This window comes from Pedococcus sp. P2_A3, assembly GCF_056405035.1.
The window spans coordinates 26,973-45,385 of the sequence record NZ_JBFUCW010000008.1 but is presented as its reverse complement, the minus strand read 5'-3'; the positions used below and the strand labels follow the sequence as shown (position 1 = coordinate 45,385).

At 71.5% G+C, this 18,413-nt stretch carries 17 protein-coding genes and 3 tRNA genes; 9 read left to right on the top strand and 11 right to left on the bottom strand.

The features are described 5' to 3' along the window. Positions 1 to 18: 18 nt before the first annotated feature. The 4 genes from AC1DX8_RS08345 to AC1DX8_RS08330 all read left to right on the top strand — a co-directional run bounded on the left by AC1DX8_RS08345 (position 19) and on the right by AC1DX8_RS08330 (position 3,523). Positions 19 to 906, top strand: coding sequence for a hypothetical protein (locus tag AC1DX8_RS08345; protein ID WP_477629449.1), 888 nt, complete (start codon positions 19 to 21; stop codon positions 904 to 906). A gap of 91 nt (positions 907 to 997) precedes the next feature. Continuing rightward, positions 998 to 1,594 carry a hypothetical protein gene (locus tag AC1DX8_RS08340; protein ID WP_477629448.1) on the top strand — a complete coding sequence of 199 codons (597 nt, stop codon included), beginning with the start codon at positions 998 to 1,000 and terminating at the stop codon, positions 1,592 to 1,594. Positions 1,595 to 1,613: 19 nt separating this feature from the next. Beyond that, a complete protein-coding gene (locus AC1DX8_RS08335; RefSeq protein ID WP_477629447.1) occupies positions 1,614 to 2,126 on the top strand; it encodes a hypothetical protein in 513 nt (170 codons plus the stop codon). Continuing rightward, positions 2,123 to 3,523 carry an LGFP repeat-containing protein gene (locus tag AC1DX8_RS08330; protein WP_477629446.1) on the top strand — a complete coding sequence of 467 codons (1,401 nt, stop codon included), beginning with the start codon at positions 2,123 to 2,125 and terminating at the stop codon, positions 3,521 to 3,523. The genes AC1DX8_RS08335 and AC1DX8_RS08330 overlap by 4 nt, the downstream gene beginning before the upstream one ends. Here the strand turns inward: AC1DX8_RS08330 and AC1DX8_RS08325 are convergent. The 3 genes from AC1DX8_RS08325 to AC1DX8_RS08315 form a co-directional block, all read right to left on the bottom strand. Beyond that, on the bottom strand, positions 3,513 to 4,970 hold the full coding sequence (locus tag AC1DX8_RS08325; protein WP_477629445.1) for a selenocysteine-specific translation elongation factor: 1,458 nt from the start codon (positions 4,968 to 4,970) through the stop codon (positions 3,513 to 3,515). The genes AC1DX8_RS08330 and AC1DX8_RS08325 overlap by 11 nt on opposite strands. Positions 4,971 to 4,979: 9 nt before the next feature. Beyond that, positions 4,980 to 6,281 (bottom strand): L-seryl-tRNA(Sec) selenium transferase, encoded by a 1,302-nt coding sequence (gene selA, locus AC1DX8_RS08320; RefSeq protein ID WP_477629444.1) that lies wholly within the window; start codon positions 6,279 to 6,281, stop codon positions 4,980 to 4,982. 15 nt (positions 6,282 to 6,296) lie between these two features. After that, a tRNA-Sec gene (locus AC1DX8_RS08315) sits at positions 6,297 to 6,392 on the bottom strand. A gap of 24 nt (positions 6,393 to 6,416) precedes the next feature. On the opposite strand from AC1DX8_RS08315, the gene selD reads away from it, so the two are divergent. From selD to AC1DX8_RS08290, 5 genes are all read left to right on the top strand, one after another. Further along, the gene (selD, locus tag AC1DX8_RS08310) at positions 6,417 to 7,415 is read left to right on the top strand and encodes a selenide, water dikinase SelD (RefSeq protein ID WP_477629443.1); all 999 of its coding nucleotides are present in this window, start codon (positions 6,417 to 6,419) and stop codon (positions 7,413 to 7,415) included. 54 nt (positions 7,416 to 7,469) lie between these two features. Next, complete coding sequence (locus AC1DX8_RS08305) at positions 7,470 to 7,790, top strand: hypothetical protein (RefSeq protein ID WP_477629442.1); 321 nt, start codon at positions 7,470 to 7,472, stop codon at positions 7,788 to 7,790. 66 nt (positions 7,791 to 7,856) lie between these two features. Then, entirely contained in the window at positions 7,857 to 8,291 is a 435-nt protein-coding gene (locus tag AC1DX8_RS08300; RefSeq protein ID WP_477629441.1) for an SRPBCC family protein, read from the top strand. Between the two features lie 107 nt (positions 8,292 to 8,398). Then, complete coding sequence (locus AC1DX8_RS08295) at positions 8,399 to 8,581, top strand: YegP family protein (RefSeq protein ID WP_477629440.1); 183 nt, start codon at positions 8,399 to 8,401, stop codon at positions 8,579 to 8,581. A gap of 109 nt (positions 8,582 to 8,690) precedes the next feature. After that, positions 8,691 to 9,191 carry a hypothetical protein gene (locus tag AC1DX8_RS08290; RefSeq protein WP_477629439.1) on the top strand — a complete coding sequence of 167 codons (501 nt, stop codon included), beginning with the start codon at positions 8,691 to 8,693 and terminating at the stop codon, positions 9,189 to 9,191. Between the two features lie 229 nt (positions 9,192 to 9,420). On the opposite strand, the gene AC1DX8_RS08285 is transcribed toward AC1DX8_RS08290, so the two are convergent. The 8 genes from AC1DX8_RS08285 to AC1DX8_RS08250 form a co-directional block, all read right to left on the bottom strand. Then, positions 9,421 to 10,338 (bottom strand): SMP-30/gluconolactonase/LRE family protein, encoded by a 918-nt coding sequence (locus AC1DX8_RS08285; protein ID WP_477629438.1) that lies wholly within the window; start codon positions 10,336 to 10,338, stop codon positions 9,421 to 9,423. A gap of 173 nt (positions 10,339 to 10,511) precedes the next feature. After that, a tRNA-Ala gene (locus AC1DX8_RS08280) sits at positions 10,512 to 10,587 on the bottom strand. A gap of 48 nt (positions 10,588 to 10,635) precedes the next feature. Then, the gene (locus AC1DX8_RS08275; RefSeq protein WP_477629437.1) at positions 10,636 to 10,755 is read right to left on the bottom strand and encodes a DLW-39 family protein; all 120 of its coding nucleotides are present in this window, start codon (positions 10,753 to 10,755) and stop codon (positions 10,636 to 10,638) included. A 43-nt stretch (positions 10,756 to 10,798) separates the two neighbouring features. Then, positions 10,799 to 10,875: transfer RNA gene (locus AC1DX8_RS08270), tRNA-Ile, on the bottom strand. Between the two features lie 197 nt (positions 10,876 to 11,072). Then, positions 11,073 to 11,525, bottom strand: coding sequence for a DUF3566 domain-containing protein (locus AC1DX8_RS08265; RefSeq protein ID WP_477629436.1), 453 nt, complete (start codon positions 11,523 to 11,525; stop codon positions 11,073 to 11,075). Between the two features lie 53 nt (positions 11,526 to 11,578). Then, entirely contained in the window at positions 11,579 to 14,203 is a 2,625-nt protein-coding gene (gene gyrA / locus AC1DX8_RS08260) for a DNA gyrase subunit A (RefSeq protein WP_477629435.1), read from the bottom strand. 220 nt (positions 14,204 to 14,423) lie between these two features. After that, entirely contained in the window at positions 14,424 to 16,565 is a 2,142-nt protein-coding gene (gyrB, locus tag AC1DX8_RS08255; protein WP_477629434.1) for a DNA topoisomerase (ATP-hydrolyzing) subunit B, read from the bottom strand. A 274-nt stretch (positions 16,566 to 16,839) separates the two neighbouring features. Then, a complete protein-coding gene (locus AC1DX8_RS08250) occupies positions 16,840 to 18,273 on the bottom strand; it encodes a protealysin inhibitor emfourin (RefSeq protein WP_477629433.1) in 1,434 nt (477 codons plus the stop codon). Positions 18,274 to 18,413: the final 140 nt, after the last annotated feature.

Genomic DNA, 18,413 nt, shown 5'->3' with positions numbered 1-18,413 from the left:
CCGCTGATGCTTGCCGTCATGATCGCCGAAGGGGTCGCCATCGTGCTCCTGGGCGTCCTGGTCCTCGGGCTCCTGCGCAGCCACGCCCTCATCCTCAAGGCCCTGCACGAGCTCGGTGCCGGCCTCGAGCTCGAGAAGGAGGCCGGCACCGGGGTGAGCCTGGCGACCACGGGCGGCAAGCCGGGACCTGTGCCGGTCGAGCTCGAGACGGGCGTGGTGCAGGCCTCCCGCAAGGACTCGGCGACCGCCCACGACATCGTCGGCGCCGACCTCGACCGGGTCGAGCGCCGCGTCACGGTCACCACCCCGGGCACCCGCACCCTGCTCGCGTTCCTGACCAGCGGGTGCTCGGTCTGCCAGACCTTCTGGGACGAGTTCCGCGGCCCGGTCGACGTGCCCGGCGACGGCGTCCTGCACCTCATCGCCAAGGGTCCGGCCGAGGAGTCCCCCTCGGCCCTGCGCGGCCTGGCGGGGGACCGCGACGTCGTGCAGTCGTCCGCCGCGTGGGTCGACTACGACATCCCGGGCTCGCCCTACTTCGTGTACGTCGAAGGTGGCGTGGTCACCGGTGAGGGCTCGGCCACGACGTGGGCGCAGGTGCGCGACCTGATGGCCCAGGGCGTGGCCGACACCGAGGACGCCCGTGCGGCCGCCGGTCGCACCGGCCCCGGCCTGCTCGGGGCCGACGCCCTGGGAGCCGGTGGCCGCGATGACCTGTCGCGCATCGACGCCGAGCTCCTCGCGTCGGGCGTCGCCCCGGGCGACCCGAGCCTCTACCGCGCACCGGACGCCGACCCGGCGCCCGACCTCCACGCGCAGCACGACCACGACCACGCGCAGCACGACCACGACCACACCAACAACGACCACGCCCACCACGGGCACGCCCACCAGCACGACCACTGACATGTCGGTGACCGCACTGGCCCTGGCGCTGGGTCTCCCCATGGCGGCCGTCGCCGCGGTCCGGGCGACCTGGTCCCCTTGAGGCGAGTCGATGCTCTCGAGCATCAGCCCGCTCGGCGAGCGGGCCCGCCACTCCCGCTGGTGGCTGACCACCGCGGCATACCTCCTCGGATCGCTGGCCGGGGGTCTCGCTGTCGGAGGCATCGCGGCGCTGCTCGGCTCGGCCGTGCCCGGCGACGTCCGCGCCTCGCCCTGGACGCTCGCGGTGGTGGCCGCGCTGCTGGTGACCGGCCTCGTCCTCGAGCTGCGCGACCAGCGGTCGGTGCCCTCGTGGCGCCGGCAGGTCGACGAGCAGTGGCTGACCCGCTACCGCGGGTGGGTCTACGGCGTCGGCTTCGGTGCGCAGCTCGGGTTCGGGCTGGTCACCATCATCACGAGCACCACGACGTATGCCGCGGTGCTGCTGGCCGCGCTCTCCGGTCGCCTCGGCGCGGGGCTGGCGATCGGGGCGACCTTCGGTCTGGTGCGCGCGCTGCCGTCGGTGCTCATGGCCGGGGTCAGCGACCGGGACGATCTGCACCGGGTCTTCACACGCCTCGAAAGATGGGCAAATCCGGCACGAGTCGTCGCTAAGGTGGCCTTGGGCGGAGCGGCGATCGTGCTGGCCGCCGCCGCGTTCGGAAGCTGACGCTTGGGAGTTGAGGGCAGTGGTTGACCACTACGGGCTGCGGGCCGACGCACCCTCGGGCTGGCAGGTGGCCGTGACCCGCAGGCCCGGCGCGGTGCCCGCCGCTCCGGGCGCGCGCCGCGCGGTCCAGGACCAGGACGTCTCCCGCCCGGTGCTGCACGCCTGCACGCGGGCGATGCCCGCCGACCGTGGCGACTTCGGCAGCAACGTCGTCGATCTGCTCGGTCCCGACGACGTCTTCGTGGCGCTCGTCGACTACGGCACGGAGGTGGCCGACCAGGGCCTGTTCGAGCGGCAGGGGTTGCCGAAGCTGGCTCCTTCGCAGTTCGGACCCAACCGGCTGCAGCGACCCCTGCCCGGGCTGAGCGCCTCGCAGCACTTCTTCAGCTCAGGGGGTCGGGCGTTCTGCCTCTTCACCGTCGTGGGCAGCCACGCCCGGCGGATGGCCTCGGTGCCACGCGCCGCAGCGCTGGTCTCGACCATCAGGATCACCGACCGGGCCACCCTGGCCCGTCAGGGAGGACGGCCGTGAGCACCCTCGACGACCTCAACGCCGGGCCCGGGGGGATGGCCGGGTTCGTGAGTGCCTTGTCGCGCAGGATGCGCAGCGTGTCGCGGCGTGACGTGCTGGTCGGTGCCACGGTGGCCGCCACGGCGCTCGCGACCAAGCCGAAGGAGTACGCGCTCACCCCGGTCGCTGCCTACGCCACCATCTGCGGGCCCGGCAACACGGCGGCCAGCGGCTGGACGGTCTTCTGCGCCACGATCACCAAGGGCGTCAACACCTGTCCGCCGGGCAGCTTCGCGGCGGGGTGGTGGAAGGCGGCCGACTCGTCGTGGTGCGGTGGCGGTTACCGCTACATCGTGGACTGCAACGCCAGCTGTTCCCGCTGCACGACCGGCTGCAGCGACGGCATGTGTGACTCCCGGTGCTGGAGCTGCTCGTGCGGCACCGGGTCGACAGCGACCTGCGACCAGCGTCGGATCTGCTGCAACGCCTTCCGCTACGGCCAGTGCAACACCCAGGTGAAGTGCAGTGGCGGCGTGCACTGCCGAGTGGTGAGCTGCGTGGCTCCCTACCGGTGGAGCAACTGCACCACGACCTCGCTGGTCGACAACCGCACCGCCGAGCACAGCGCGCCCAGCCTCCCTGCGTGGGGCCCGATCGAGAGCCGCTATGCCGCCATGGGCGCCCAGGGGTCCTACCTCAAGGCGTCGGCCGGACCGGTCCGCGCCGTCGGCGACGGCCGGGGCACCTACGTCACCTACCAGGGCGGCACGATCTACCACACCAGCGCGACCGGGGCGGTCCCCGTGACGGCGAGCGTCAACGGGGTCATGGGCGCGAACGGTGGCGTGCGCGGCCCGCTCGGCTACCCGACCGCGCCCTATCAGACCGGTCTCGTCAACGCCGGCTGGATCCAGCTGTTCGAGGGCGGGGCGATGGTCGACAGCGGGAGCACGACGACCCAGGTCGTCACCGGCGCCGCCTACCAGGTCTGGGTCGCCAACGGCCGCGAGGGCGGCGTGCTCGGCTACCCCATCGGCCCGCGCACGACCCCGACCGGCCGGGGATGGGTGCAGGCCTTCGAGCACGGCGCCGTCGCCGACAGCAACAGCACCGAGCCGTTGATGGTCGGGCCGACCATGATCGCCGCGTGGTACGACGCCGGCGGGGCGGCCGGCGTGCTCGGCTACCCCCGCACGGCGCTGGTCACCGAGGCGCGCGGCTCGCACCAGGCCTTCCGGTCTGGGGAGCTGTGGCGACTCGGGACCGGCCCGGTCAGGCGGGTGTACGGCCCGCTGCTCACAGCGTGGAAGCAGACCGGTGGCAGCGACGGTCAGTACGGCTACCCCGTCACCGACACGGAGCGCACCCCCAGTGGCCAGCTGACCTGCACCTTCGAGGGCGGCACCCTCACGGTCTGACCTCGCGCAGCTCGCGGCTCCCGTCTGGCAGCCGCCGGGTCACCAGCGTGGCGTCGAGCCGCTCGAGCAGGGGCACCGCCACCCGCCGTGACGTGCCAAGCGCGCGGGACGCGTCACCGACGGCGAAAGGTTGGGCCAGCGCGCGCACGACCGCCTCCGCGCGGGCGACGGCATCTGCCGCGACCACCACGCCGCCCAGTCGCAGGACCTCGCCGCGGTCGGCCGCCTCGGCCAGGTCTCGAGGGGTCAGGCCCCAGTCGTCCAGCTGTTCGCGGGTGGGCGCCTGCAGCGGGTGGTCGTCGAGCCAGGCGACCAGCGCCGCCGCCCGCGACGGGTATGCCGCTGGGCCGGCGCCCGGGGGCACCCCGCCCGCCCACGCCCTCGAGCGGCGAGCCGGTGGGTCCACCGCCATGAGGTCGACTCCGGCCAGCACCTCGTGACGACCGGGGTCCCGCAGCACGGCCCGGTCGCCGACCCGGAGCGGGAGCGGGGTGGCGAGGCGGAGTCGCACCAGTCCGTCACCGATGACCTGGGTGCGCACGGCCACCGCGGCGGTGCCGACGTGCAGCATCAGCTGACGGGGGAGGCGCAGCGGTGGAGCTGGTTGCCCGGCGGCTGACACGCTGCCGAGCCATCTCAATGACACGTCAGCCACGGCGACCGGGCGCAGCGGCCAGCTGGTGGACAACAGCGCCGTGCCGCGACCCACCTGCCGCACCTCGACRCCGCGCAGGTTCACCGCCACCCGGGCGGGACCGACGACCGCGTCCACGTCTGCCCCGCAGGTCTGCAGCCCCCGCACCCCGACCGGGACCCCGTCCAGCAGCAGCTGGTCACCGACCCCGATCCGGCCCGCCTGCAGGGTGCCGGTGGCGACGGTGCCGGCGCCGCGGATGCTGAACGACCGGTCCACCCAGAGCCGCACCGGTTCGTCCTCGCTGCCGGTCGATGTCGCGGCCAGGGCGAGCCGCCCGAGGGCGGCGCGCAGCCCGGGGATCCCGTCACCCGTCGCCCCTGACACCAGGGCGCCCTCGGCAACCCGCAGGTCCAGCGAGCCCAGCCGCTCGATCGACTGGAGGCGAGCGGGCTCGCCGTCCGCGAGGTCGCAGCGGGTGATGACGAGGAGCACGTGCTCGATGCCGAGGGCCGCGATGGCCCGGGCGTGCTCCTGCGACTGCGCCGACCAGCCGTCGTCAGCCGCGACGACGAACATCACCGCCGTGACCGGTCCGAGCCCGGCGAGCATGTTGCCGGTGAAGTGCTCGTGCCCCGGCACGTCGACGAGACTCACCCGGCGACCGTCGATGTCGGTCCACGCGTAGCCGAGGTCGATCGTCAGGCCACGGCGCCGTTCCTCGGCCCAACGGTCCGGCTCCTGGCCCGTGAGGAGGCGCACCAGGGTCGACTTGCCGTGGTCGACGTGCCCCGCGGTCGCGACGACAGCCATGCCCTCGCCCTACTGCCCGGCGTCGCGAATCGCCTGTGCCACCAACGAGTCCGCGTCCGGCGCGATGCAGCGCAGGTCGACCAGGCAGCGGCCCCGCTCGACGCGGCCGAGCACGGGGCGGTCGAGGAGGCGCAGCGACACGGCATACGACTCGGGGAGGGCGACGGCCCACCCGGGCAGCGTGCGGCCCGGCGCGCCACCGCCACCCGCGACGCCGTCCGCGGGCACGACCGTCGCGAGGCCGTCGGGCAGGCTGGCGGCGACCGCCTCGCAGCGGGCGCGCAGCGTCACGGGGTCGGCCTCGAGGGCGTCCCAGACGGGGGGCCGCGGGCCCCTCAGAGTCGCCTCGAGGGCGGCCAGGGTGGTCTTGTCGGCCCGCACCGCCCGCGCCAGCGGGTGGCGGCGCAGACGCGCGACGACGTCGGAGCGACCGAGCACCAGCCCGGCTTGTGGACCCCCGAGCAGCTTGTCGCCACTGCACGTGACCACGGACGCGCCGGCGGCGAGCGAGCCGGCGGCGTCGGGTTCGTCGGGCAGGAGAGGGTGGGGTCGCAGCAGGCCGCTGCCGATGTCGTGCACCACGGGCTGGCCGAGGGTTGCGAGCGCCGCCACCGGGACGGCCGAGGTGAAACCCTCCACCCGGAAGTTGCTGGGGTGCACCTTGAGGATGCACCCTGTATCGGGACCGACGGCAGCTGCGTAGTCGGCGACGGTGGTGCGGTTCGTCGTGCCGACCTCGCGCAGCCGGGCGCCCGCGCTGGCGATGAGGTCGGGCAGCCGGAACCCGTCGCCGATCTCGACCATCTCGCCGCGGCTCACGACGACTTCCCGACCCGCGGCGAGCGCAGTGGTCGCGAGCACCAGGGCGGCGGCGCCGTTGTTGACCACCAGCGCGGCCTCCGCCTCCGGCAGCAGCTCGAGCAGGGCGGCCGTCGTGCCCCTGCCCCGCGCTGAGCGCTGCCCGGTGGCGAGGTCGAGCTCGACGTCGACGGTGCCTGCCGCCGCTCCCATCGCCTCGACGGCCGCGGTCGAGAGCGGGGCCCGGCCGAGGTTCGTGTGGATGACGACCCCCGTGGCGTTGAGCACCGGGGTCAGGGTGGTCGAGCGCTGGGGCAGCGCGGCCAACGTCGCGTCGACCACGTCGTCGGGCCCGATGCGGCCGGCGCGCACCTCCTCCTGGGCCTGCTGCACGGCAGTTCGCACCGCCTCCCGACCGAGTCGCGAGATCGCCTGTGCCACAGCGGGTTTCGCGAGCACTGCATCGGTGCGCGGCACGAGGCGACGCGCGTCCGTGGGGTGCGGCTGCGGCATACGGCCTCCTGTCCGTGGCGGAGGCGGACGGGAATCGAACCCGCCCAGCCGAGGTGCTCGGCTGCACCGGTTTTGAAGACCGGGAGGGCCACCAGGCGCCTGTACGCCTCCGCGAGCGAGGCTAGCGTAGGCACCGTGACCTCACTCAGCGCACCGGTCAGGCTGACGCAGTATGCCGCCGGGGGCGGCTGCGCGTGCAAGATCCCGCCGGGGGAGCTGGAGGAGGTGGTGCGCGGGCTGGGGGGTCAGGTGTCCGACGACCTCGTGGTCGGCCTCGACGATGGGGACGACGGCGCCGTGGTGCGGGTGGCCGACGGGGTGGCGGTCATCAGCACCGCCGACTTCTTCACGCCGGTCGTCGACGACGCCTACGACTTCGGGCGCATAGTCGCCGCGAACGCGCTGTCCGACGTCTACGCGATGGGTGGTCGGCCGGTGCTCGCCATCAACCTCGTGGGGTGGCCGCGGTCGGTGCTCCCTCTGGAACTGCTGCGCGAGGTGCTGCGCGGAGGCCTCGACGTGGCGCGGCAGGCCGGGTGCCCGGTCGCCGGTGGTCACTCGATCGACGACCCGGAACCGAAGTACGGCATGGCCGTGACCGGCGTCGTCGCCCCGGATCGCCTGCTGCGCAACGACGCCGCGGTCGCCGGGCTGCCGATTTCGCTGACCAAGCCCGTTGGGGTCGGGGTGCTCAACAACAGGCACAAGGCCACCGGCGAGGTGTTCGAGCACGCGGTCGCGTCGATGGTGGCGCTCAACGACGCGGCGAGCGCCGCGGCGGTGTCGGCGGGGGCGCGGGCGGCGACCGACGTGACCGGGTTCGGGCTGCTGGGTCACCTGTTCAAGCTGCTGCGCGCCTCCGGGGTGGGGGCGGTCCTCGACTCGGCCGCGGTGCCGGTGCTGGCCGGCGCCTGGGAGTCGCTGCGTGACGGGTACGTCAGCGGGGGCACGCTGCGCAACCTCGACTGGGTCCGGCCCCACCTCGACGTCACGGGGGGGTCAGTCGACGAGGAGGTGCTGCTCATGCTCGCCGACGCGCAGACCAGCGGTGGGCTGCTCGTCGTGGGAGAGGTGCCGGGCGCTCCGGTCATCGGCCACACGGTCGCGGGCGCGCCACTGATCGAGATCCGCTGACCCGCGCCTGCGAAGGGTCTTGTGAGTGAGTGCGGGGCGGCGCACGCTGGAGCCATGGCCCGGTACGAGCTCATCGCTCACGACCACGCCGGGCGCCCCCACGGGCGCCCCGTCTTCGTCAAGGCAGCCAGTCCCGGCGAGGCGGTGATGGTGGGCGGACCAGCGCTGCGCCGCGTCACCGCGCGCGACCACGTCCACGCCGACCTGTATGCCGTGTACCGCCACCGACGCGTGCGCGGACGACGGCTCGTCGGTGCGTTCCTGCCTGACGGCCCCGGCGAGGGACTGGCCGGCGTGCGCGAGCCGCGGCGTCCCCTGCCGACCCCGCCGAGCCTGCGCGCGGAGGCCGAGCCACCGGCATACCCGGACATCTGAGCCAGGCAGACCTGCGGCGAGCCGGCACGCAGTAGCGTGTGCGCACCCCCACCTCCGGAGACCGCCATGCCACGCTTCGCCCACACGCTCTCGGTGAGCGCACCCCCGTCCGCCGTCTTCGCCATCGTCGACGACTTCTCGAAGACGCCACTGTGGCTGTCCCGGTGCACCGGCATCGACAAGCTGTCGGAGGGAGCCAACGATGTCGGCACCCAGCTGAAGTACCACTACGACGACGGTCGTCGCTCCGGCACGATGGACGGCCAGATCATCGCGCGCGAGCCCGACCGCCACTTCGCCATGAAGTTCACCGACCGGATGATGGACGTGACCGTCGACTTCGTCGCGGCCTCCGACGGCGTCGGCACCACGCTCACCCACAGCATCGACATTGCCACCAAGGGAATCGGCAAGCTCTTCACGCCGCTGATCCGGCGCGACCTGCCCAAGCAGACGATGGACGCGATGACCAAGCTGAAGGCGATGGCCGAGGCGGGCTGAGGCCAGGCGGGCTGAGGCAAGGCGCGCGGCTGGCCCTGTACGCGGCATACCGGCAGGCCTAGGCTTCGAACCGTTCGCAGTCGTGGTCCACTCATGGAGGTGCACTGATGGCGGGGAAGTTCGAGCTCTACCAGGACAAGGCCGGCAAGTACCGTTTCCGGCTCAAGGCCAGCAACGGCCAGGTGATCGCCGTGGGTGAGGCGTACGAGTCGAAGTCGGCCGCCGAGAACGGCATCGCCTCCGTGCAGGCGAACGCGCCGGGAGCGCCCACCGTCGAGGTCGACGGATAACCCACCACCGGCCTGACCGGGCCTCGCCCGGCTACCTCACGGGTATGCCGCGCGGGGCCTCGTCGTCGGCTGAGTTGCGCCCGCAGGGGTTGCGGCGAGGATGGCAGCGATGACCGGGGAGCACTGGAGGGTGTGGGGCGCGCGCATCGCCGTGGTGGTGGCCGCCGTCGTGGTCTTCGTCGCGCTCTCGAAGCTGTGGACCTTCGCCAACGCCGACGACCCCGACGTCGTCGAGCAGGGCGCGATCGCCAGGGTCGCCTCGGCGGCGTGCGCCCAGCTGCGCGAGACCGCCGCGGCGTCCGCAGTCCCCGCCACGGCGCCGATCCCGCGGCGGGTCGGGGCGATCAACGCCCAGAACGACGCCGTGACCGAGCTGATCACGCGGATGCGCGCCCTGGGGGAGAGGCAGCTCGAGGCCGACCAGCCGGCCGCCCGGTGGGTCGAGGACTGGCAGCGGCTCGTCACTGCTCGCGATGCCTATGCCCGGTCACTGGCGGCGGGGAAGCCGGCGCCGCTCGACCTGCCCACGATCGACGGCAAGCCCCTGGTCGAGCGCCTCAACACGGTCGGCCTCAACTGCCGGGTCCCGCTGGTCCTGCTCGCCCCCTGACCCGCCTCCCGTCCCCTCGCCCGGCCCCCTCACCCGTCCCTCCCCTCCCGTCCCCCTCCCTCCCTTCCCGTCCCCCTCCCTTCCCCGCAACCTGGGCGCCCTCCAGGGTGCTCAGGTTGCGGGGAGGGGGGCAACAGGCACGCACTTCTGGCCACCCGTGGGGCAGGTGGCAGCGGAACCCGGCCCGCCACGCGGCATCCCTGGCCAGAAGTGGGACGCGGACGGCGCGTCAGCGGTCGACGACGACGACCTCGTACTGGCTGGCGGTCGGCGGCAGGCCGGTGTCGAACTTGGCGTTGACCACGGCCAGCCGGTCCCCGAACCGGGCCACCGTCGTCGGCACCTCGAAGGCACCACTGGTGATGACCTTGGTCAGCGAGCCGGAGGATACGTCACCGCTCAGCCGGAACGTGGAGATCTGGTTGCTGAAGTTCTGCACCGCCCACAAGGTGCGGCCCTCGAGGAGGATGCCGTCGACATTCGGGACGGCCACTCCGGCCAGCGGGTGGCTCGCTCCGGTGGTCGGGTCGACGAGGTTGACGGCGCCCTGACCGCTGTGCGCGACGAGGAGTGTCGTGCCGTCCGGAGTCGCGGCGATGCCGTTGCTGTTGAACTGTCCGCTGAGGTCGCTGGCAGGCCCGCTCAGGGGGAGGGTGCGCGGGGGACTCGTCGCTTTCCAGCTCGCCGGCACGAAGTAGAGCTCGGCCGCATTGGAGTTGGTGAACCAGGCCCCGGTGCGGGTGACCGCGACGTCGTTGATGAAGGCGGGACCGGTCGTGAGCTGGTAGGTGGCGACCGTGGCTCCGGTGTCGAGGTCGTAGACGTAGGCCTGACCGGTGGGGCCGCCGGCCACGAACAACAAGCCGTGCGCCAGGTCCGCCTTGAGGCCCACCGCGACCCGGCCCGGAGGGTTGTCGATGAAGCGCTGCACCTGGCCAGTGCGCAGGTCGCCGCGGAACACGTCGCCAGCGAAGAGGTCGGTGGCATAGAAGGTCGTGCCCGCGCCGCGAGCGATGCCCTCCGCGCTCGACGCGCCAGGCAGGACGATCACTCTGTCGGCGTGGGCGCCGACGGCCGCGGGTGCGGCGAGCAACACCACGGCGGCGGTGGACAGGATCGATCCGAGGACCGTCCGGGCACGGAACATACGACCCACCTCGCTTCCGACAGCCACCGCGCGTCCCGTGCGAAGTGGACCTCAGCCAGCGTGCGCCCCGGTCGTGGGTTTGCACATCCCCCACGATGCGTAGCAGAGGAGCCGGGAAACACGGAAGGCCCCGCGCCGTGGGCTGGCGGGGGCCTTGCTGGTCACCCGAGAACTGGTGGAGCCAAGGGGACTCGAACCCCTAACCCCCTGCTTGCAAAGCAGGTGCGCTACCAATTGCGCCATGGCCCCTGGTGTCACATGTTCATGTGACAGGCGACCGAGGCCGCCGGGTGCTGCCTACTTCGGGGAGTCGGTGGCCTCGGCCCAGAGGTCCTTCTCGGCCTTCTGGGCCTTGAGCTTCCGCTGGACTGCCACGGCACCGACGGCCGTCACGATGAGGAGCAGGAGCTTCTTCATGGGCCGTCGCCTTCCCTCGCAGAGCAACCGCGGGGATCGGGATTGGTGGGCCTAACAGGACTTGAACCTGTGGCCTCTTCCTTATCAGGGAAGCGCTCTAACCGTCTGAGCTATAGGCCCGTGAGCCCAATCTCCGCTGCGCCACGGGAGGTGGCGCGAGGCACGAGGTTACATCACCGGCATACCGTCGGCCAAAACGGTTCCGGGAGCCCCTCGGACGTCCCCGCCGGACAGCAAAACGGTGGTTGCTCGACGAAACGGAGGCCATAGCGTCCGTGTTGTCGAGCAACCACCGTTTTGCGGGTGGCGCCGGAGGCTCAGTCGTCGGTGAGCGTCAACTGCAGGCCGCCGACGAGGGCCGAGCAGATGTTGTAGAGGAAGGCGCCGAGGGTCGAGAGCGCCGTCAACAGGATGACGTCGATGACCCCGATGACGATCGACAGGGACAGCACCCGGCCGAAGCCGAGGAAGTCCATGATGTCGAACGGGTTGGACGAGTCGCTGATGATCGTGCCGACCAGGCGGTTGACCTCACTGAAGACGCCCATCCCGGACAGGATCATCCACAGCACGGCGACCATGACGACACCGGCGATGCCGAGGGCGACCGAGATGAGGAAGGACATCTTCATCGCCGACCACGGGTCGACGCGCGAGACGGTGAGCTTGACCCGCCTGGCGCGCGCGGCCTGGGCGGCCGACGCTGCTCCAGCGGGACGCGCGCCGGCCGGGCGTGCGCCACCCTGGGACAGGGACTGGGTCGGGCTCACAGGTGCGGCTCCTCCCTGGGGGAGGGCCGACCTGCTGGTCTGGCCTGCCGTGCTCACTCGCTACCTCCGGTGGCGTCGCTCTCGGGTGCCTCGGACGGCTCTGCGGCCGCCTCGACACCGTGCTCGTTCCCTGACGACGGTACGGCATCAACCCGTGTGGAGTCGCTTTCCGGCGCCGCGCCGGACGGGATTACCGCGTCCTCGTCCGCCTCGTCGACGGCCCGCTCGGGGTTTCGCGCGAGGGCCACGACGGAGTCGCCACTACCCGGGTTGGCGAACTTCATGCCCTGGGTGTTGCGGCCGCGCCGCGTGACCGGGCTCACCGGCATACGCACGATGTTGCCCTTGCCCATGATGACGAGGACCTCGTCGTCCTCGCTCACGGTGAGGGCGCCGACCAGGTCACCGTTGCGCTCGGTGATCTTGGCGACGGCGACGCCGAGGCCACCACGGCCCTTGGCGTTCCAGTCGGAGGCCGGCGAGCGCTTGGCCATGCCGTTCTCGAAGACCACGAACACGTCGGGGTCCTCGCCCTCGTGGATGACGCTCAGCGACAGCAGCGAGTCGTCGCCGCGGAACCGCATGCCGGTCACCCCGCTGGTGGCCCGGCCCATCGGGCGGAGCTGCTCGTCGGTGGCGTGGAACCGCACCGACTGGGCGTGCCGCGACACGAGCAGCAGGTCGTCGGTGGCCGACGCCAGGTCGGCTGCGACGAGCTCGTCGCCCTCCTTGAGGTTGACGGCGATGAGGCCGCCGGACCGGGGGGAGTCGTAGTCGGCCAGCCGCGTCTTCTTGACCAGGCCGTTCTTGGTCGCGAGCACGAGGTAGGGCTGCTGGGCGTAGTCGCGCACGTCGAGGACCTGGGCGATCTTCTCGTCAGGCTGGAACGCCAGCAGGTTCGCGACGTGCTGGCCCTTGGCGTCACGACCGGAGTCGGGCAGCTCGTAGGCCTTGGCGCGGTAGACCCGGCCGAGGTTGGTGAAGAAGAGCAGCCAGTGGTGCGACGTCGTGGTGAAGAAGTGGTCGACCATGTCGTCGCCCCGCAGCGAGGCGCCCCGCACGCCCTTGCCGCCGCGTCCCTGCGAGCGGTACGCGTCGACCCGGGTGCGCTTGGCGTAGCCACCACGGGTTATGGTGACGACCACGTCCTCCTCCGGGATGAGGTCCTCCATCGACATGTCGCCGTCGAAGAACTCGATCCGGGTGCGGCGGTCGTCGCCGTACTTGTCCACCAGCTCGGCCAGCTCGTCGGACACGATGGTCCGCTGCCGCTCGGGCTTGGCGAGGATGTCCTGGAAGTCGAGGATCATCGCCTCGAGGCGGTTGTGCTCGTCGATGATCTTCTGGCGCTCGAGGGCGGCCAGGCGACGCAGCTGCATCTCGAGGATCGCGCGGGCCTGGACCTCGTCGATCTCGAGCAGCTCGATCAGCCCGTCGCGGGCGGCCTCGACGGTCTGCGACCGGCGGATGAGGGCGATGACCTCGTCGAGCGCGTCGAGCGCCTTGAGCAGGCCGCGCAGGATGTGGATCTCGTTCTCGGCCTTGCGCAGGCGGAACGCTGTCCGTCGCTGGATGACCTCGATCTGGTGCTCGACCCAGTGGCGGATGAACGCGTCGATCGGCAGCGTGCGGGGCACCCCGTCGACCAGGGCGAGCATGTTGGCGCCGAAGTTGTTCTGCAGCTGGGTGTGCTTGTAGAGGTTGTTGAGCACGACCTTGGCCACCGCGTCGCGCTTGAGCACGATGACGAGGCGCTGGCCGGTGCGACCGGAGGTCTCGTCGCGGATGTCGGCGATGCCGTTGAGGCGACCCTCCTTGGTGAGCTCGGCGATCTTCTGCGCGAGCGTGTCGGGGTTGACCTGGTAGGGCAGCTCGGTGACCACGAGGCACTGCCGGCCCTGGATCTCCTCGACCTCGACGACGGCGCGCATGATGACCGAGCCGCGACCGGTGCGGTACGCGTCCTCGATGCCCTTACGGCCGAGGATCAGCGCCCCGGTCGGGAAGTCAGGCCCGCTGATGCGGGCGAGCACCGCGTCGAGCGCCTCGTCGCGGGTGGCCTCCGGGTTGGCGAGCATCCACTGGGCGGCGTCGGCCACCTCACGCAGGTTGTGCGGCGGGATGTTGGTCGCCATGCCGACCGCGATGCCCGAGGAGCCGTTGACGAGCAGGTTCGGGAACCGGCTCGGCAGGACGACGGGCTCCTGCGTCTTGCCGTCGTAGTTGTCCCTGAAGTCGACGGTCTCCTCGTGAATGTCGCGGACCATCTCCATGGCCAGCGGCGCCATCCGGCACTCGGTGTACCGCGGCGCAGCGGCCGGGTCGTCGCCCGGGCTGCCGAAGTTCCCCTGCCCGTCGACCAGCGGGTAGCGCAGCGACCAGTCCTGCACCAACCGGACGAGGGCGTCATAGATCGACGAGTCACCGTGCGGGTGGTACTGACCCATCACCTCACCGACGACACGGCTGCACTTGTTGTAGCCGCGGTCCGGCCGGTAGCCACCGTCGTACATGGCGTAGACCACGCGACGGTGCACCGGCTTGAGGCCGTCCCGCACATCCGGCAGTGCCCGACTCACGATCACCGTCATCGCGTAGTCGATGTAGCTGCGCTGCATCTCCGTGTTGAGGTCGACCGCCTCAGTGCGGTCGTACTCGATCGGCGGTATCTCAGTCATGAATTCCCTTGTCCGTCAATGCTATTCAACAGCCGTGCCATTCAAAGCGGGCGTATGCCGTGCGGCGAGGTTCAGAGTGGCGGTGAGCTGGCGGGTCCGTGGCCGGCGCTGGCTGGGTCTGGCGGGAGCGGCGAGTGCGCGCAGCGCGCGAGCCGCGGATGGATCGCGCCGGCCACGGATTCCCGCCAGCTCGCCGCCAGGCGACCACACGGCATACCCATCAGATGTCCAGGAAGCGCACGTCGCGGGCGTTGCGCTGGATGAAGCCGCGGCGCGACTCGACGTCCTCGCCCATCAGGATCGCGAAGATCTCGTCGGCAGCTGCCGCGTCGTCGAGCGTGACCTGCAGGAGCACCCGGTGGTCGGGGTCCATCGTGGTCTCCCACAGCTCCTGGTAGTCCATCTCGCCCAGCCCCTTGTAACGCTGGATGCCGGCGTCCTTCGGCAGCCGCCAGCCCTGGGCCTGGCCGGCCACGATCATGGCGTCGCGCTCGCGGTCGGAGTAGGCGAACTCGTGGGGGTGGTTGCTCCACTTGAGCCGGTAGAGCGGGGGCTGCGCGAGGTAGACGTAGCCCTCCTCGATGAGCGGCCGCATGAACCGGAACAACAGCGTCAGCAGCAGGGTGCGGATGTGGAGGCCGTCGACGTCCGCGTCGGCCATCAGCACGATCTTGTGGTAGCGGGCGCGGGTCTTGTCGAAGTCCTCGCCGATGCCGGTGCCGAACGCCGAGATCAGCGCCTGGACCTCGTTGTTGGCCAGCACCTTGTCGATGCGGGCCTTCTCGACGTTGAGGATCTTGCCGCGGATCGGCAGGATCGCCTGGTTGTGCGGATTGCGGCCGCGCACGGCCGAGCCGCCGGCGGAGTCACCCTCGACGATGAAGACCTCGGAGATGGCCGGGTCCTTGCTCTGGCAGTCGCGCAGCTTGCCGGGCAGGCCGCCCGACTCGAGCAGGCCCTTGCGCCGGGTGGCCTCGCGCGCCTTGCGGGCGGCCATCCGGGCGGCCGCAGCCTGCACCGACTTGCGGACGATGTCGCGGCCCTCGCTCGGGTGGGCTTCGAGCCAGTGGCCGAACTCGTCGGTCATGGCGCGCTGGACGAACCCCTTGACCTCGGAGTTGCCGAGCTTGGTCTTGGTCTGGCCCTCGAACTGCGGCTCGCCGAGCTTGACCGACACGACGGCGGTGAGGCCTTCGCGGATGTCGTCGCCGGTGAGGTTGTCGTCCTTCTCCTTGAGGAGGTTCTGCTTGCGCGCGAAGTCGTTGATGAGCTTGGTCATCGCCGCGCGGAAGCCCTCCTCGTGGGTGCCGCCCTCGTGGGTGTTGATGGTGTTGGCGTAGGTGTGCACCGACTCGGAGTACGCGGTGGTCCACTGCATCGCGAGCTCGAGGCTGAGCTGGCGCTCGGTGTCCTCCGACTCGATCGAGATGATCTCGGCGTGCACCGGCTCGGACTTCTTCGAGGAGACCAGGTGGGTGACGTAGTCGACGAGGCCGTTGTCGTACTTGTACGACACCTTGCGCGGCTTGCGCTCGGTGGCGTCGACCGTCTCGGCGTCGTCGGCGGCGCTCTCGGGCTCACGCTCGTCGACGAGGTTGATGGTCAGGCCCTTGTTGAGGAAGGCCATCTGCTGGAACCGCGCTCGGATCGTCTCGAAGTCGTAGGTGGTGGTCTCGAAGATGCCGCCGTCGGCCCAGAAGGTCACCGTGGTGCCGGTGCGGTCGGACGCCTCCATCTTCTCGAGCGGCGCCACCGCCTCACCCCGGTTGAACGAGATGCGGAAGACGTGCCCCTTCTGGTGGACGTCCACGTCGAGGCGGGTCGAGAGCGCGTTGACCACCGAGGAGCCGACGCCGTGCAGGCCACCGGACACCTTGTAGCCGCCGCCGCCGAACTTCCCGCCCGCGTGCAGCTGGGTGTAGACGACCTCGACCGCGGACTTGCCCTCTCCGGCGTGGATGTCGGTGGGGATGCCACGGCCGTTGTCGGCCACCCGCACACCACCGTCGGCGAGCAGGGTCACGTCGATGGTGTCGGCGAAGCCGGCGAGCGCCTCGTCCACCGAGTTGTCGACGATCTCCCAGACCAGGTGGTGCAGCCCGCGCTCCCCGGTCGACCCGATGTACATGCCGGGACGCTTGCGCACCGCCTCGAGACCCTCGAGCACGGTGATCTGGCTGGCGTCGTACTCGGACCCGGGGGCCGCGCCGACGATCTCGGCCTCGACCGCCTCACGAGCGGCCTCGGCCTCGGCGGCCGTGAGGTGCTCGGTGGGGGTCTGCTGGGGGACGTCGGCTGCGGCGTCTGCCGGGGTGCCGGCGGTGGGGGCGTTCTGGTCTGGCGTGTGGTCAGCCTCGGACACGGTGCTCCTTCTCCGGTGGCACAGCGAACAAGGGCTGCCCCCTGGCATCGCTGAACCCGCTCATGGCACGCGACCAGACTGGAGACCAGCTGGTCGCGAATTCACCTCACAGTCTACCTGTCGGCGGGGTCAGATCTCGCGTCAGGAGGCCCGGGAACGCTGATTTGCGCCAAAAACCTGCCCTTTCACGGGTGGGGATACGTCTCCCACCCCCTGAGAGCCCGATTCTCGCGTTTCGCGCGGCTGCAGTCGGGGGCTCCGGGGCCGGTGGCGGTCAGGCGCCGAGGGTGCGTTGGAACAGGTCGCGCACCGGCTCCGGTATGCCGTGCTCGGGCAACGTGACCTCCTCACCTTCCGGGGGGCACGCCACGTGGTAGGTGAAGGCGTCGGGGATCGCCCGGGTGGGTGCGCCGGCCGCCAGCTCTTGGAGGCGGTGGTCGGTCAGCAGGGCACGCCAGCCCTGGGCGTCCTCGTCGGGCAGCTCGTCGAGGGCCACCGTGCGGGCCCGGCGCTGACCAGCCAGCCCGCCCGTGCGCCGCACCTGGACATGAGTGCCGGCCGGCACCGGCGTTCCGGACGGCACCGGCGCGGGGGGAGCGGACGGTGCGCTGTCGGAGGCGGTGAGCACTCCGACCTGCTCCCACGCCGAGCGCACGGCCGAGGCCTGAGCCGACCCGGCGGCATACCGGCGCCCGGCGGCCTCGACCGTCAGGCGCGCGAAGGTCGCGAAGTCGGCGGTCGCGGTCAGCGCCCCACCGGTGAGCACGTCGAACCAGACCCGGCCTGCTCCTTCCCACGCCTTTCCGCCGATCGCCGTCGCCGCGAGGTAGAAGGCATGGTTGGGGATGCCTGAGTTGAGGTGAACGCCGCCGTTGTCGTCGGTGGTCTCGACGTAGTCGGCCATGGTGGCGGGCTGGGGGTCCTTGCCGAGCTGGGGGTCGTCGTACGCCGTGCCGGGGGCCTTCATCGAGCGCAGTGCCACACCCTTGACCTGCGCGGTGAACAGCCCGGCCCCGATCAGCCAGTCGGCGGACGCGGCGTCCTGGCCGAGCGCCTGCTGCTTGACCAGCGACCCGAACACATCGGAGATGCTCTCGTTGAGCGCCCCTGACTGACCGCGGTAGACGAGGGCGGCGGTGTGCTCGGTGAGCCCGTGGGTGAGCTCGTGCCCGATGACGTCGACCGCGATCGTGAACCGGTTGAAGACCGTGCCGTCGCCGTCGCCGAACACCATCTGGGTGCCGTCCCAGAACGCGTTGTCGTAGCCCCGGCCGTAGTGCACCTTGCCGAGCAGCGGCAGGCCGCGGCCGTCGAGGGAGTCGCGGCCGTAGGTGCGGTCGAAGAGGGTCCAGGTCTGGCCGAACCCGTCGTAGGCCTCGTCGGCCGCCGGGTCACCCGTTGCGGCCTGGCCCTCGGTGCGGACCGTCGTGCCCGGCGTGGTCTCGGTGCCCTTGGCGTCGGCGATGGTGCGCTGCGGTGCGGTGCCGTCGTCGACGTGGGGCGCAGCGATCCCGCCCTGGTGCTGCACCGGGTGATCGGTGGTGGACGACGCGCGGGGCACCCCGGCGGAGCGGTGCTCGCGCAGGGTGTGGTCGCGGTCGAGCGACCGGCGCGCGCACTCCGCGACGGCCTCGTCACGGTGACCGGTGAGCGCGGCGAGCAGGTAGGGCGGGACGATCGTGCAGGTATGGCTCGGGCGTGCGGTCATGGGTCCATCGTGCGCCGGGGGACCGACACCCGCCTCCCGGGACCGACACCCGCCTCCGGGGATCGGGGTCGCCCCCGCCGCGGCGCGCTCGGATCTGCGCTGGTCAGGCCCGCGCCCAAGGTGGACACTGCCAAGTGAAG

Excerpts from the sequence above, each read along its gene's own strand:
- AC1DX8_RS08345 (WP_477629449.1), top strand. The coding sequence starts at position 19 with ATGATCGCCGAAGGGGTCGCCATCGTGCTCCTGGGCGTCCTGGTCCTC.
- AC1DX8_RS08340 (WP_477629448.1), top strand. The coding sequence starts at position 998 with ATGCTCTCGAGCATCAGCCCGCTCGGCGAGCGGGCCCGCCACTCCCGC.
- selA (WP_477629444.1), bottom strand. The coding sequence starts at position 6,281 with ATGCCGCAGCCGCACCCCACGGACGCGCGTCGCCTCGTGCCGCGCACC.
- AC1DX8_RS08305 (WP_477629442.1), top strand. The coding sequence starts at position 7,470 with ATGGCCCGGTACGAGCTCATCGCTCACGACCACGCCGGGCGCCCCCAC.
- AC1DX8_RS08300 (WP_477629441.1), top strand. The coding sequence starts at position 7,857 with ATGCCACGCTTCGCCCACACGCTCTCGGTGAGCGCACCCCCGTCCGCC.
- AC1DX8_RS08295 (WP_477629440.1), top strand. The coding sequence starts at position 8,399 with ATGGCGGGGAAGTTCGAGCTCTACCAGGACAAGGCCGGCAAGTACCGT.
- AC1DX8_RS08290 (WP_477629439.1), top strand. The coding sequence starts at position 8,691 with ATGACCGGGGAGCACTGGAGGGTGTGGGGCGCGCGCATCGCCGTGGTG.
- AC1DX8_RS08285 (WP_477629438.1), bottom strand. The coding sequence starts at position 10,338 with ATGTTCCGTGCCCGGACGGTCCTCGGATCGATCCTGTCCACCGCCGCC.
- AC1DX8_RS08275 (WP_477629437.1), bottom strand. The coding sequence starts at position 10,755 with ATGAAGAAGCTCCTGCTCCTCATCGTGACGGCCGTCGGTGCCGTGGCA.
- gyrA (WP_477629435.1), bottom strand. The coding sequence starts at position 14,203 with ATGACTGAGATACCGCCGATCGAGTACGACCGCACTGAGGCGGTCGAC.
- AC1DX8_RS08250 (WP_477629433.1), bottom strand. The coding sequence starts at position 18,273 with ATGACCGCACGCCCGAGCCATACCTGCACGATCGTCCCGCCCTACCTG.